Annotated in this window: 13 protein-coding genes; 4 read left to right on the top strand and 9 right to left on the bottom strand. The window is 36.2% G+C overall.

The genetic code is table 11. The features are described 5' to 3' along the window. Positions 1–11: 11 nt before the first annotated feature. The gene (locus ACH9UM_RS06970; protein WP_004845452.1) at positions 12–566 is read right to left on the bottom strand and encodes an ABC transporter substrate-binding protein; all 555 of its coding nucleotides are present in this window, start codon (positions 564–566) and stop codon (positions 12–14) included. After that, positions 556–1,338 carry a hypothetical protein gene (locus ACH9UM_RS06965; RefSeq protein WP_400092464.1) on the bottom strand — a complete coding sequence of 261 codons (783 nt, stop codon included), beginning with the start codon at positions 1,336–1,338 and terminating at the stop codon, positions 556–558. The genes ACH9UM_RS06970 and ACH9UM_RS06965 overlap by 11 nt, the downstream gene beginning before the upstream one ends. Between ACH9UM_RS06965 and ACH9UM_RS06960 the strand changes: the two genes are divergently transcribed. Both ACH9UM_RS06960 and ACH9UM_RS06955 read left to right on the top strand, forming a co-directional pair. Then, entirely contained in the window at positions 1,286–2,620 is a 1,335-nt protein-coding gene (locus tag ACH9UM_RS06960) for a restriction endonuclease subunit S (RefSeq protein ID WP_400091016.1), read from the top strand. The two genes, ACH9UM_RS06965 and ACH9UM_RS06960, sit on opposite strands and share 53 nt — an antisense overlap. Positions 2,621–2,638: 18 nt before the next feature. Further along, positions 2,639–3,199: a restriction endonuclease subunit S gene (locus ACH9UM_RS06955; RefSeq protein ID WP_400091015.1), complete on the top strand. Its 561-nt coding sequence runs from the start codon at positions 2,639–2,641 to the stop codon at positions 3,197–3,199. A 46-nt stretch (positions 3,200–3,245) separates the two neighbouring features. Here ACH9UM_RS06955 and ACH9UM_RS06950 read toward each other — a convergent pair whose 3' ends face one another. The 5 genes from ACH9UM_RS06950 to ACH9UM_RS06930 are packed head-to-tail and all read right to left on the bottom strand — an operon-like array spanning position 3,246 to position 9,637. Then, the gene (locus ACH9UM_RS06950) at positions 3,246–4,055 is read right to left on the bottom strand and encodes a tyrosine-type recombinase/integrase (RefSeq protein ID WP_400091014.1); all 810 of its coding nucleotides are present in this window, start codon (positions 4,053–4,055) and stop codon (positions 3,246–3,248) included. Positions 4,056–4,096: 41 nt separating this feature from the next. Further along, positions 4,097–5,587 carry a restriction endonuclease subunit S gene (locus ACH9UM_RS06945; protein WP_400091013.1) on the bottom strand — a complete coding sequence of 497 codons (1,491 nt, stop codon included), beginning with the start codon at positions 5,585–5,587 and terminating at the stop codon, positions 4,097–4,099. Beyond that, entirely contained in the window at positions 5,587–7,068 is a 1,482-nt protein-coding gene (locus tag ACH9UM_RS06940; protein WP_055159464.1) for a class I SAM-dependent DNA methyltransferase, read from the bottom strand. The genes ACH9UM_RS06945 and ACH9UM_RS06940 overlap by 1 nt, the downstream gene beginning before the upstream one ends. A gap of 2 nt (positions 7,069–7,070) precedes the next feature. Further along, positions 7,071–9,410: an EcoAI/FtnUII family type I restriction enzme subunit R gene (gene hsdR, locus ACH9UM_RS06935; protein ID WP_055159462.1), complete on the bottom strand. Its 2,340-nt coding sequence runs from the start codon at positions 9,408–9,410 to the stop codon at positions 7,071–7,073. A gap of 14 nt (positions 9,411–9,424) precedes the next feature. Beyond that, complete coding sequence (locus ACH9UM_RS06930) at positions 9,425–9,637, bottom strand: helix-turn-helix transcriptional regulator (RefSeq protein ID WP_022151127.1); 213 nt, start codon at positions 9,635–9,637, stop codon at positions 9,425–9,427. 238 nt (positions 9,638–9,875) lie between these two features. Between ACH9UM_RS06930 and ACH9UM_RS06925 the strand changes: the two genes are divergently transcribed. Together ACH9UM_RS06925 and ACH9UM_RS06920 are read left to right on the top strand one after the other, a co-directional pair. After that, positions 9,876–10,160 (top strand): multidrug transporter, encoded by a 285-nt coding sequence (locus ACH9UM_RS06925; RefSeq protein WP_242854704.1) that lies wholly within the window; start codon positions 9,876–9,878, stop codon positions 10,158–10,160. A gap of 50 nt (positions 10,161–10,210) precedes the next feature. Beyond that, positions 10,211–11,194, top strand: a complete 984-nt coding sequence (locus ACH9UM_RS06920) for an Abi family protein (protein WP_055159460.1) — start codon at positions 10,211–10,213, stop codon at positions 11,192–11,194. A 197-nt stretch (positions 11,195–11,391) separates the two neighbouring features. Here the strand turns inward: ACH9UM_RS06920 and ACH9UM_RS06915 are convergent, their stop codons facing one another. Next, complete coding sequence (locus ACH9UM_RS06915; protein ID WP_004845469.1) at positions 11,392–11,892, bottom strand: ABC transporter substrate-binding protein; 501 nt, start codon at positions 11,890–11,892, stop codon at positions 11,392–11,394. A gap of 163 nt (positions 11,893–12,055) precedes the next feature. Beyond that, positions 12,056–13,207 carry a hypothetical protein gene (locus tag ACH9UM_RS06910; RefSeq protein WP_004845470.1) on the bottom strand — a complete coding sequence of 384 codons (1,152 nt, stop codon included), beginning with the start codon at positions 13,205–13,207 and terminating at the stop codon, positions 12,056–12,058. Positions 13,208–13,306 lie beyond the last annotated feature (99 nt).

The raw sequence follows: 13,306 nt of genomic DNA, 5'->3' as shown, positions 1-13,306 counted from the left end.
AAGCTATTATATCATTTGGCGGCATTTTCTGCAAATTCAGTCGTTATAAGATCTTTATACGGAGCTCTTTTTTCAAGCTCCCCGGCGCTTTCTAGGATATCCTGAAGCAGATCAAAGCTGCTTTCTTCAAAAATCAGATTGCTTTTCCACGTGTCTTGTTCATAGTAACGTGTTACGATGGTCGTGATCATCTCAAGTGTTGTTTCCGGAAACTGAGGCTTGATTACAGATGCGGTTTCGGAAGGACTGTGAGAGCGGACATAATCCATTCCCTTTTGAAGCGCGTTTGTAAAACGCTGGATCACATCAGGGTTTTCTTTCAGATAACTTTTTTTGGCGCTGAATGCGGTGTAAGGAACATAGCCGCTGTCTTTGCCAAGCGATGCAATAACATGACCTTTTCCTTCGGATTCAAGAGAAGTCGCTCCGGGCTCAAATTCAATCGTAAAATCTCCGCGGCCATCCGCAAAAGCCGGAGCTGTAGATCCGAAATCAATATTTTGGATAATTGTAAGATCTTTTTCAGGGTCAATTCCGTTCTCTTTTAAAATATATTCAAATACCATTTCCGGCATACCGCCTGTTACCACCATAATAATGTAAATAATTGTCCGATAATTGTTTAGAAGTCATTTGAGCCGGTAAATCCGGTAGATATTGATGCATCAATATCATAATCTCTTTTTTTGTTTTCACAATATTGTAAGGTTTCAGCGGATTATCCGTATCTTCCAAAATTCCTAATTCTTTCATCAAATTGATATAAGGTAAAATACTTTGTTTCGTTTTCTTAAATCCCAATGCTGTGATATGTTCTGACAAGTATTTTGCAGATGTATATCCACGTTCATCTTCTATAATCAGCTTCATTACAAGAGCGATTACAGTATTTTCCCGGCGATTCATCTCATCAGCAGGACTGTAATTGATTAAATCAGACAAACCATATTTTAAAGTAATTTCCGGCATTCCTTCTTTATCTACGTCAATTCTCTCAATCAACAATTCAATATCTCTTCGGTCAAGAGTTCCACCTGCAATGATTTTATCAACTACATCCAATGCATTTCTCAATTTGTCCTTTACATCCGGTGTTTCTATAGTAGTTTCGTTCAGTTCTTTTTCCTGTATCTCCATACCATGAATCTGCGCCAGTAGATCTTTTTGCATAGAATTATAGGTTTCATGGATCAAATCCTCATTTTCAGATGCTATGGATAAATCTTTTATTTTTTGTGTTAAAAGTATCTTCAGTTGATTTCTTCGGTTTTGAATTTCTTCTTGAATGTCCTGTCGTTTTTCTGCCAGTGTTTTCTTTTCTGCATCAAAGTCCCTCATTCCTGATACATGGGAGTGGGTGCGATTATCAACAATCTGCCAACTTATTGATGGCATTAAAATGAATAATAAAAATTATCATAATCTTGATGCTCGATATATGAGAGGTAAATCAGAACCTAAAACTATTAATTCTGGAAAATTTGTATCAGCGGGCTCCTATTTAATTCTTGTTGATGGAGAAAATTCTGGAGAGATTTTTATTGCTCCTGAAGACGGATATATGGGTAGCACATTCAAACTATTATGGTTTTCGGAACAAATTATTGATAAGTATTTTCTTCATTTCATCGATCTTAATAAAGAAATACTAAAAAACTCAAAAAAAGGTGCTGCTATCCCACATTTAAATAAAGAACTATTTTTTAATCTATTTTTACCTATACCTCCTTGTAACGAACAAAAAAGAATCGTTGAAAAGCTTTCGACATTAGCCCATTATGTCAATGAATATGCTAATCACCAAAATGAGTTGAATATATTAAATTCCAATTTTCCAGACATGCTTAAAAAATCCATCTTGCAGGAAGCAGTACAAGGAAAACTTGTACCCCAAGATACTTCTGATGAGCCAGCTTCTGTCCTTCTGGAACGCATTCGTTCTGAGAAGCAAAGGTTAATTGCCGAAGGTAAAATCAAGAAAGATAAGCACGAATCCGTCATTTTCAGAAGGGATAATTCTCATTATGAAAAGCAAGGTTCTGAGGAAGTTTGCATTGATGAAGAATTGCCTTTTGAAGTTCCGAAAAATTGGCAATGGATCAGATTATCAGATTTGGTACATTTCATCGGTGGTTATGCGTATAAAAGTGAAACTTTTATCGAGACATCTGAATATCAAGTGTTACGTTTAGGAAATATAAAAAACGATAAAATTAAATACTCAACTAAACCTGTATTTATTTCCAAAGAACTTTCCCAAAAGACAGTTGACTTTCAATGCAAGACAAATGACATCTTACTTACAATGACCGGAACACGTCTAAAAAGAGATTATTTTTATACCGTACTGGTTTCGGAAAAAGACACAAATTGTTTTATAAATCAACGGGTCGGTTGTTTAAGAAGCTATCTTCCCAGCCTTAGCAGATGGCTCATATGGACTTTGAAATCAGAAGCAATACTCTCTCAAGTTTTTCAGCATGAAACCGGAACTGCTAATCAAGGTAATTTAGGTGCAGAGAATATAATGAAAACATTTATTCCGGTACCACCACTTGATGAACAAGAACGAATATGTAATGTGATTGATCGACTTTTGAGAGAGGTAGATACTTTGTAAAGTTCTCATTATGAGAAGTTGGACGGAATCGAGCGTTGCATCGACGATGAGATACCTTTTGATATTCCGGACAGCTGGGCATGGACATCGGTCGGAGAAGTGTGTACTAATATCCAATATGGTTCCTCACAGAAATCTTCTCAGACTGGAAAAATTGCTGTGTTAAGAATGGGGAATTTACAAAATGGACGAATCGTGTTGGATAAGTTGGTTTACACCTCCGACTCGAAAGAAATCGAAAAATATCCGTTAGAATATAACGATTTGTTATTCAATCGAACCAACAGCAAAGAATTAGTTGGTAAGGTAGCAATTTATAAAAGTGAAATTCCAGCCATTTATGCTGGGTATTTAGTGCGTTTGCACCCAGTTTTAATTGACAGCGATTATCTCAATTATGTCATGCAATCACAATATTATTGGATTTATTGCCAAAATGTCAGAAGCGATGCAATAGGGCAATCCAATATAAATGCTGAGAAGCTCAAACGTTTTATATTTCCACTTCCGCCATTGCAAGAGCAGAAAAGAATTGTAAATCAGATTTCTTGTGCTATGAATAAAATTAAACATCTATAGGAAGGAATGCATACACTCCAAACGATCGAAGTGTATGCATTCCTTTTTACCAATCTACGATTGTATCAACAATTTCTCTCTGTTCTGTAGCTGTTTTTCTGAGGTAAATACGGGTAGTTTCGATGCTTTCATGTCCCATAAGATCAGCAAGAAATGCTATATCATTACAGCGATCAAGGAAACTCTTGGCAAATCTGTGACGGAATGAGTGTGGATACACAACCACAGGATTGATACCATATTTCACTGCCAGCTTCTTCAACTGTCCAGAGATGCCACGGGTGGTAATACGTCCCCCATACTTGTTCAAAAAAATGAAGCCGCTTTCTTGTTGCTTTTTAGCCAACCAAGAAAGAGCCTCGTTTTGTAATTCTTTGGGGATGTAAATTCTGCGTAATTTACCGCCTTTGGAGTACAGGTCAAGATGCCCTAACTTAACATGTTCAGCCTTAATCTGAATCAGTTCGCTGACTCTAGCTCCGGTGGCGGCAAGGAAGCGGATTACGAAATACCAGAACATTTCATCGTCATTCTTCAGACAAGATTTGAAGTATTTGTAGTCTGCTTCACTAATGACATTTTCCAAAAAAGTTTTCTGTTGCACACGGACAAATGGCAGTTTCCATTTTTCTTTGCCAATGCACTCTAAGTAGCAGTTGATAGCTCGAAGTCTGAGATTAACTGTCTTGGGCTTGTAATTCTCGATCAGCCATACCTTGTACTCTCGCAGCTTTTTCTGAGTAACATCATCGTATTGCCCTCCATACTGTTTGATGGCAAACTGATACGATGAAATCGTGTTTTCCGAGAGGTTCGTCCCCCTCAAATGTCTTTCAAATTTTTCTTTTTCTATCATGGTGAAAGACCTCCTTTCGCCAGATATTATACAATTCTACGCTAAATCAGCGTGATCTTATCGAATAATTCTTTAACTCTACTTATGATACGCTCTTGTTCCTGTATCGGCGGGATAGGAATTAGTATATTACTCAATTCATCCTGATTTATTTTAGGCATTTTAACTCGGCTTGACATCGTAGTTGCTACTTGCAAGTTGAAAGTATCGGACAGTATATATCCCAAAAGATATTCTTTATTTACTGATGTATTTAACGGATACATATCTGCACTACATAATCCGTCAAACGGAGCAATTACAGCTTTTCGTAAAAGCGGACGAATTTTTGAATAAATAATTTGCCCCTTATAAAACATGTGATTTGGGCTTACTACCTTATCTTGCTGTACTGTGCGACATTCCAGAAGGACTCCTGTTGCTTTTTCAATATTGTCTGGAGCGATATGCATATAATCAGCGTATGTATCAGGGCGAACAAGGTTTGTTGCTATATCTATTACTGAAAAGAAACGTACCCATACCCAAGATTCTGGAATATCAAACGGTATCTCACCGTCGATACAATGCTCGATTCCGTCCAACTTCTCATAATGAGAATTATCCCTTCTGAAAATGACGGACTCGTGCTTGTCCTTCTTGATTTTACCTTCGGCAATTAACTCTTGCTTCTCCGCACGAATACGTTCCAGAAGAACGGAAGCTGGCTCATCACCAGGATCTTGTGGAACGAGTTTTCCTTGGATTGCTTCCTGTAGAATAGATTTTTTGAGTAGATTCGGAAATGCAGAATCTAGAGAAACTCGTTTGCTTTCCTCACAACCATATTTTTCAACAAGCGGTAATATAGCTTTAATTTTAGATACTATACGCACTTGCTCTTGCAACGGTGGCAAAGGAATGAAGCATTCTTTAAGGAGTGTATAGTGACGTGCGTATCCTCTATTCCTAAGTGTTTCTGCAGCGTAAAGCATCCAGTAATAAATATACTCGGAATTACACGACAGTATTTTGTGGAACTTTGTTCCATCTGCACCAATAACAAACTCAAAATCAATATACTTAACATTTCGGGTGTGATCACCAAACATTACCAATGGCAAAACATCTATTTTCTTGGATACATCATTACAATACCCGTCTATAAGATCTTTGCCTTGACTTACAACAGGGATCTTCCCAGTAGGGAGAACTTCTTTTGATTGGATTTGATTGTTTTTATTGCCAATGGGCATTGAAATTGTTTCAATCTTTGCCCACTCCCAACTCTCAGGAATCTCAAACGGTACTTCATCCGCAATGCACACCGATTCATTCTTTCCGACTTTCTCATAAGGCAAATTATCAGCACCACGAAAGATATAAGAAGGATTCTTCTCTTTCTTGATTTTTCCTGCTTTGATAAGTTCTTCTTTTTCTTTTCTTATTCGTGCAAGTAATACAGAAGCTGGTTCATCATTTGGGTCTTGCGGAACAAGTTTTCCTTGAACAGCCATCTGCAATATCGAATTTTTCAATTGTTGTCCGGTCATTATTGTTCCTCCAGGTCAATACCTAATATTTCTGTAATCTGAGCTAAAATACGGTCAATATCAGCATTTAAGCCAGCTCGTTTTTCTTGGTATTGTTGAATTAATTCTTTTGGCGGCAAAATTTCTTCTTCCTCATGAGGATAACCACAAAGATCAATATTATAATTTTTTGCAATGATTTCTTCTACCGAAAACTTCTTTGCCTTATCGAAACCATCCTTATTGATTTCTTCTCTATCATTCCACCACTTCATAACTGGTTCAAAATGTTTGAGTTCCATTGGTTTTGTCTTAGAAAAATTTTTATATCCCTTCGGCATATCCAAACGATAAAACCATGTTTCTTCTGTTGGTGTTGTATGATCAAAGAATAAAATATTTGTGGTGATAGAAGTATAAGGTGCAAACACACTATGTGGCAAACGAATTACGGTATGTAAATTGAATTCAGAAAATAATTTCTTCTTAATGGCAACTTTAGCATTATCTGTACCAAACAAGAAACCATCCGGCAGGATTACAGCAGCACGACCATTTTTCTTTAAACGATACATAATAACTGACATAAACAAATCTGCTGTTTCACTACTTGCCAAATCTGCCGGAAAATGATTTTTCACTTCCATTTTTTCATTTCCGCCATAGGGTGGATTCATCAAAATAACATCAAATTGATCGCTTTCCGTGTAATCTAAGACATCCTTTAAAAGAGAATTATCATGATAAATCTTTGGCACATCAATTCCATGTAACAACATATTGGTAATACACAGCATATACGGGAACTGTTTCTTTTCTATTCCGTATATTGAAGTATCATAGGCTACCTGATCCTCTGTAGTTACTATTTTTTTTGATAATTCTTTTAACCAACTCGTAAGAAATCCTCCGGTACCACAAGCGAAATCAGCTGCCTGTTCACCAATCTGTGGATTAATCATTTTTGCCATAAAATCTGTTACTGCACGAGGAGTATAAAATTCACCGGAAGAACCTGCACTTTGTAATTCCTTTAAAATGGTTTCATAAATTTCACCAAAAGCATGACTTTCTTCATAATCTCCTAAGTCAAGATCATCAATAACATTAATAACTTGCCGAAGAAGGACACCGTCTTTCATATATTGATTCGCATCTGCAAATGTAGTTTGAACAATAGCTTTTTTTATTGGAGTAGATGCATCAACAGGAAGTTTTTTCAATGTTGGAAATAATGTATTATTTACAAAATCCAACAATCTTTCTCCTGTCATAGCAGTACCTGTACGATCATCAACCGCCCAATTTTTCCAACGACATTCTTCAGGAATAATGGAAACGTAATCTTCATCGTCCCATTCCCAATCCTGCTCCTTCGCATCATATACTTTCAAAAAGAGCATCCATGCAATTTGCTCTATACGCTGTGCGTCTCCATTGATGCCAGCATCATTCCGCATAATATCACGAAGTCTTTTTACAAATCCTGCTAAATTACTCATATTTATACCGCCTCTTCTGTGTAAATTGCTTTTTCAAGTTCTTTCACCGCTTGCATATAACCAGCTTTTCCACCAAAATATCCTGCAATTTTTGCTGGTTTTCCCAGTTTCAAAAACGGATCAAGTTTTAAAATTTCAGTTTTCTCGATTTCATATATACCAGTATTCATGTATTTATCCAAAAGTGCTTCCAGCACGTCTCTGGCAATACCGCTATATTTACTGAGAAAATCACGTTTTTTTACATTATTAGCTCTTTCTTTCCGAGTTAAAGGCTTTTTATCAAAGGCTACATGGCAAATAAAATCAAAATCATCTACATCTACCATATTTTGCTCTTTTTTCATCGTTTCAAGATTAATTCCCCGTTCCAAAAGCATTTCTTTGATTTTCTCTTTTTTCTCTTCTTGCGACCATTGTCTTATAAAATTATCTAACGATGCGTATTCACCAATAATATTTTCTTTCGTATAATCCACAATACTTTCTTGTCTTAAAAGCTTTCCGTTGGTATCATACACGGAAACTGTTTTATGAATAATTTGAACTTTGCATCCATCTCGGTCAATAATTGGTTTTGGATTTCCGTAAGGAACTTTTGGATCTTTGATGACATTAGTCTGATCAGATTCTTCTCCATAAGTAGTTTCTTTCTTAGGAGTGAAATTTTCATTAATTTCAATTGGTCCATCCCAATCAGGATCCGCAAATAATCTAGTTACATTTCGAAAATCCATAACAACAAAATGAGTTTTCCCTTCTTTTTCTCGAAGTCTGGTTCCTCGACCAATAATTTGTTTAAATTCTGTCATAGATCCAATCATTTCATCCAAAACAATCAGTTTTGTCATTTTGCAGTCTGCTCCCGTCGACAATAGTTTGGAAGTTGTTGCGATAACAGGGTATGGAGATGCAACAGAAATAAAATAATCGAGCTTCTTTTTGCCATAATCATCACTTCCGGTAATTCTCACAACATAATCAGGATTTTTTCTGACCATATCAGCATTTAAGTTTACTAAAGCCTGCCGCATACGTTCTGCAGCATCTTCTGTTGCACAGAATACGATTGTTTTCGCCATTCTGTCAGTTGCTTTTAAGTAACGTGTTATTTCTAAAGCTACTTGCTGAATACGGTCTTCTATAATGATATTATAATCATAATCACTGTTTGTATAAATTCTATCTTCAATTTCATTTCCAGAAATATCTCTTTGTCCCTTTCGTGGCCGCCATCCATCACCAATATCAGTCATAATATTAATCACTCTAAATGGCGCAAGAAATCCATCTTCAATACCTTCTTTCAAGCTGTAAGAGTATATAGGCTCATGAAAGTATGAAAGATTAGAAATATACTTCGTTTCCTTTGGTGTTGCTGTCATTCCAATTTGAGTTGCGGAACTAAAATATTCCAAAATTTTTCGCCAGCGACTTTCTTCTTTTGCGCTTCCACGGTGACATTCATCTACTATGATAAGATCAAAAAAATCAGGAGTAAACAATTCACTAAAATGATCTTTGTCATCATCACCGACTAATTGTTGATATAGCGAAAAATAAACCTCATGAGAAGTAATTGTATTTTTATCATCCTTTGCAACATTAATTTTATGAATTACTTTCTCTAATGGTGCAAAATCCTGTTGTATCGATTGATCCACAAGAATATTGCGGTCAGCCAGATAAAGAATTTTCCGTTTCATTCTACTTTGAAGCATACGATAGACTATTTGAAAAGCAGTATAAGTCTTACCTGTACCAGTTGCCATAACAAGTAACAACCGCTTTTGTCCTCTTGCAATCGCATCTACAGTTCTATTGATTGCAATACGCTGATAATAGCGTGGAGGATATGTATTCTGACTACTATAATATGGTTGTTGAATAATCGCTTCCTGCGCAGAAGTCATTCCTGATTCCTGTTTAAAACGTTCAATCAGTTCTGATTCACTTGGAAATTCATCCAATCCAATTACCCGTTCTTTTCCTGTAAGAAAATCATGTTCTGCAAATCCGTCTCCATTGGAACTGTATGCAAATGGAAGATCGAGCATTTGCGCATACGTCATAGCCTGTTGTAAACCATGTGAAATACTATGTTTATTGTCCTTAGCCTCAATAACGGCGATCGGATTATTTGCACTCATATACAGGATATAATCTGCTCGTTTTGGCTTTTCACGAAAAACAAAATTTCCTTTTAAATTGATTTTACCATCTGTAACCTGCGTTTCCATTGTAATTTTTCTAACATCCCATTTAGAAATAATGGCAGGTGTAATATACTGTAATTTAATATCTTCTTCGGTCATTTGTTTTTTTGTTAAAACAGTACTCATCTGTATCCCCTCCCTCATTCTATTTCTTTTGGAATAATCTCCATAATATCGTCTATTGAACAGTTAAGAACTCCACATATTTTTACCAATACTTCTACACGAACATCCTCATTTTTACCTAACTTTGCCATAGCATTTGTGCTTATTTTTGCAGCTTTGATAAGTTGTGTTTTGCTCATTCCTCTATCTATCAATATTTTCCATAACTTATTGTAACAGACAGCCATCTTAAACCCTCCAACGATACAACTTCTCATAATTTTTAATTATAAGAAGATTATAGCATTCGACGTTTTAAAATTCAATTTTGAATTGTAATTCTCAATCATACAAAATCAAATATCAAATATATTTTTTCTAAATACAAATATTGTGAAACTAAAATGCTTATACTATAATTTACTTATGCCAAAGTGGAGGAACATGACAATGTCGGAATACGGATTTACTAAAAAGGATTGAGCTTTGTTCAGAGAGAAAATTGCAGATTGGCAAGAAGCCTATATGGATAAGTTGAATAAAGAATATATTGAATTGCTAAATGGTAAAGGAACTCCTTCTGAAAAATTCTGGGCTTTAGAAGAGCGAATTCGCAACGATAAAAAAGATACAGGTGTACAGTTAAGAATGAGTCGTTCTAATTGCATCTCTAACATTGTTTCACTTTTAAATGAAGGTGCAATCACTATGAACGATTTAGAAGAATTTAGCGATGAACTGAAGGAAAACATTCGCTTTATTACAGGCTAAAAATCGATTGTATCACAATTAATAGTTTTAAATGTTAAACAGGAGAATTTATGTCAAATTATAAATCAACAGATGCACTAATGCGGCATCTTCGGAATAATGGAATTGCTATTTCAGGCAGTTCACAAAAGCAACAATTAATTAATACAGGATATTTTCACGGATATAAGGGATACCGTTTTTTTGTTTCGTCCAATCGTAGAATCCCTTTTACCTCATACAATGAAATTAATGCTACGACTCAATACGACACAAAATTAAAATCATTGTTATACGGTAAAATGATGTTGATTGAAACTGCTCTTAAAAACATTGCCCTTAATACCATTATGGCAGAGATTAATTCAAACAGCATTTATGATATGTATGACAAAGCCGTCAGCAGTTACAAAAATGCTTCACCAGGAACTTCGGAAGACATTAAGAAAAAATTCCAGAACAATAAATTGAATTTACAGGGTTCTATTCAAAATTCTATTGCAGCGGCATACCGAAAAGAAAATCCGAAAATTACACATTTTTATAATACTGTGAATTATAATGAAGTCCCAATCTGGGCAATCTTTGAAATTTTGACAATGGGAGATTTTGGATATCTTCTTTCCTGCTTAACACAAGATGTCAGAAAAAAGATTTCAAGAAATATTGGTTTGAATTTGTCCAGCGATACCAATTGTACGTTAGTCTATAAATATGTATATGCATTAAAAGATTTAAGAAATGCTATCGCACATAATGATGTTGTTTATGATACACGTTTTAGAAAAATGGATCCATCGAAACCTATGAAGCAATGTCTAATGTTAGAAATGGGATTACCATACATAAATTTTAAGACTATAGGAGATTATATCATTCTTATATGTTATTTCTTAAAGTTGTTGAAGGTGTCCAAAACTGAAATCAAAGCATTTATAAGAGAATTTGAAAAAATAACTAAAGAATATGAGGGGCAGGTTAGTTCTGCCGTAGCCGCAATCACCGTTCATCCAGACTTGTTTTCGCGGATGACAATATTAAAAAATTCAATCTAATCTATTGCATATTTTTCGTTATTATAGTATATTATTAATAGCAATTGGGGTATGTGTTTGCGGACACATACTTGGAGGAGCCGGAGAAATCTGGCTCCTCTTTTGATTTCAGGATATTTTTTATTTCAATGTCTGAAATTCTTTCGCACTATTCATCCCATCCACCCAGTTACATAAAATCACAATACTCTCTAAATTTACATTAATATATGTACGCCACCTTTTCTACCGCCCAGAACAGTTTTTCCTTTGAGATCTGCCCACTGAAAATGCTCGTTGTCTTGCCGTGCAACGAGAAAGTTTCCGGCTCGCTGTGTGAGCTGTGCAAAATTAACGACATAGTCGGAAGCTCCTTCGCTGTACATATAAACGGAAGCTTCAGATCCCATAAATCCAATATCGGCTTCTCCGGAAATAACGGCAGTCATTGTTTTATCGGCTCCAAATCCGGTGACAAGTGTGAGGTCGATGTTTTCATCTTTGAAGTATCCTTTCTCAATCGCCACATATAGTGGAGCATAGAAAACAGAATGAGCCACTTCGTTTAGTGTGATTTTTACAGGGGAAGTTTTTTGAGACGATACTTCAAAGGAGTCGGAAGCTGTCGTTTTATCTCCGGTTTCGGCTTTAGAGCATCCCATACACAAAGAAAATACAAGAAGGAAGGCAAAAAGAGAGGTTAAAAGTTGTTTTTTCATGAAATCTCCAGATGATTTGGTTTTATTGTAATATATGTAAAATATAACCGTACAGTGAAAAGGATATAAAAACAGAGCGATACGCAAGTCTCCCGGTTTTGGGGATTCCTGTAAGTAACGCTCTGCTTTTAAATTTCAGTTTTTCTAAAACAGTTATGGCTTTCTAATCGTCAAATTCTTCCTCGGCATAATCGTCTTCAAAGGCTTCATCATAATTTTCTTCACTATCATCATAATCAGATCCTCCGCGGGAAGTGATCGCAAGTATGAGTGAAATAATTGCCAATACTCCGCTTACAATAGCTGCGATGAGAAGCTGCAGATCATCTCCACGTTTCAAAAATGCAAATACGCCGCTTCCGAGATAAAAAAGCATCGGAAGAAGGAAAGCAAAAATCGTATTTGACTTTTGCATGATAAAATAGAGAAGTGAAGATACGAGCATACAAAGGGCAAGGATAATGTATAAAGTGCCGCTTGTGCCGCCGCCGTCTGTTGTGCCGTTAAGTCCGGTCATGAATCCTTTATAAGTAAAGAATCCGAATCCTGCGAGAGAGATGATCCCGAGAATGATGCGCACTGCGCGGAATCTCGGAACGCTTTCGTAATAATCATCTTCATAATCGTCGATTTCCGGTTCAGGCATTTTACGCGAAGCTTTTGTGTCATATTTGTCGTTTTTATTTTTGGATGATTTTGAGGAGGCTTTTTTTACTTTGTCAGTATCAAGAACTCCTGTTGCAAGCATATCATCATAGCCTTTTTTAACAGCTTTCTCCCGTTTTGTGCGGACTTGTTCCGGTGGGATGTTACTGTACCGTTTATCTTCGTTCGGAGCTGATTTTTCAGTAGTTTGTTTGGATGAAGGCTTTCTTTTCGGGACTTTCTTTTCGGGATTTTCCTGAATCCGAACTGTTTTCTCGTCAGTTGCTTTTTCATCAGGCCGCCGTTTTTGATTTTGCGCAGGTGACTTCACCCGGTCGGAAGCTTTTGGGGAAGCTTCTGCAGCAGCGCGTTTTTTGGGGCTGCCGGTATGAGCTGCTTCCGGCTCTTTGTGCGCCTTTTTGATTTTGTTTTCGTCTTTTTTTTGAGCAACGTCGCTCTCGTTTTTTTTGCGGCTGGTCTTATCTGCCGCTTCGGCTTTTTTGGCAGATGCCTTTGCCGCTGCTTTTTTTGCACGTTGCTTGTCTAAATTCCACTGTTTTTTACAGTCACGGCAGACTGCATATTCATTAAAGACAGGATCTCCGCTGTTGTCAGTGCCGATTTGTTTGTTTTTGATCTCAAGTTTGTTTCCGCATATCGGACATTTCATAAAAATCAATACTCCTCTCTCTTCGTTAAATCGAATTTATAATGGTTTTATTATAACATTTCAAATGAGTTAGAACAATGAAAAATGTAACAATAAATC

Origin of the sequence: Mediterraneibacter torques, from assembly GCF_044591705.1 — a bacterium.
GTDB lineage: Bacteria > Bacillota > Clostridia > Lachnospirales > Lachnospiraceae > Mediterraneibacter > Mediterraneibacter torques.
The sequence above is the reverse complement of the archived record's forward strand: the minus strand, read 5'-3'. Positions and strand labels throughout refer to the sequence as shown.

Bases quoted from the DNA above. Each gene is read 5' to 3' on its own strand.
- ACH9UM_RS06970 (WP_004845452.1), bottom strand. From the start codon at position 566: ATGGTATTTGAATATATTTTAAAAGAGAACGGAATTGACCCTGAAAAA.
- ACH9UM_RS06960 (WP_400091016.1), top strand. From the start codon at position 1,286: ATGTCCTGTCGTTTTTCTGCCAGTGTTTTCTTTTCTGCATCAAAGTCC.
- ACH9UM_RS06965 (WP_400092464.1), bottom strand. From the start codon at position 1,338: ATGAGGGACTTTGATGCAGAAAAGAAAACACTGGCAGAAAAACGACAG.
- ACH9UM_RS06950 (WP_400091014.1), bottom strand. From the start codon at position 4,055: ATGATAGAAAAAGAAAAATTTGAAAGACATTTGAGGGGGACGAACCTC.
- ACH9UM_RS06945 (WP_400091013.1), bottom strand. From the start codon at position 5,587: ATGACCGGACAACAATTGAAAAATTCGATATTGCAGATGGCTGTTCAA.
- ACH9UM_RS06940 (WP_055159464.1), bottom strand. From the start codon at position 7,068: ATGAGTAATTTAGCAGGATTTGTAAAAAGACTTCGTGATATTATGCGG.
- hsdR (WP_055159462.1), bottom strand. From the start codon at position 9,410: ATGAGTACTGTTTTAACAAAAAAACAAATGACCGAAGAAGATATTAAA.
- ACH9UM_RS06930 (WP_022151127.1), bottom strand. From the start codon at position 9,637: ATGGCTGTCTGTTACAATAAGTTATGGAAAATATTGATAGATAGAGGA.
- ACH9UM_RS06920 (WP_055159460.1), top strand. From the start codon at position 10,211: ATGTCAAATTATAAATCAACAGATGCACTAATGCGGCATCTTCGGAAT.
- ACH9UM_RS06915 (WP_004845469.1), bottom strand. From the start codon at position 11,892: ATGAAAAAACAACTTTTAACCTCTCTTTTTGCCTTCCTTCTTGTATTT.
- ACH9UM_RS06910 (WP_004845470.1), bottom strand. From the start codon at position 13,207: ATGAAATGTCCGATATGCGGAAACAAACTTGAGATCAAAAACAAACAA.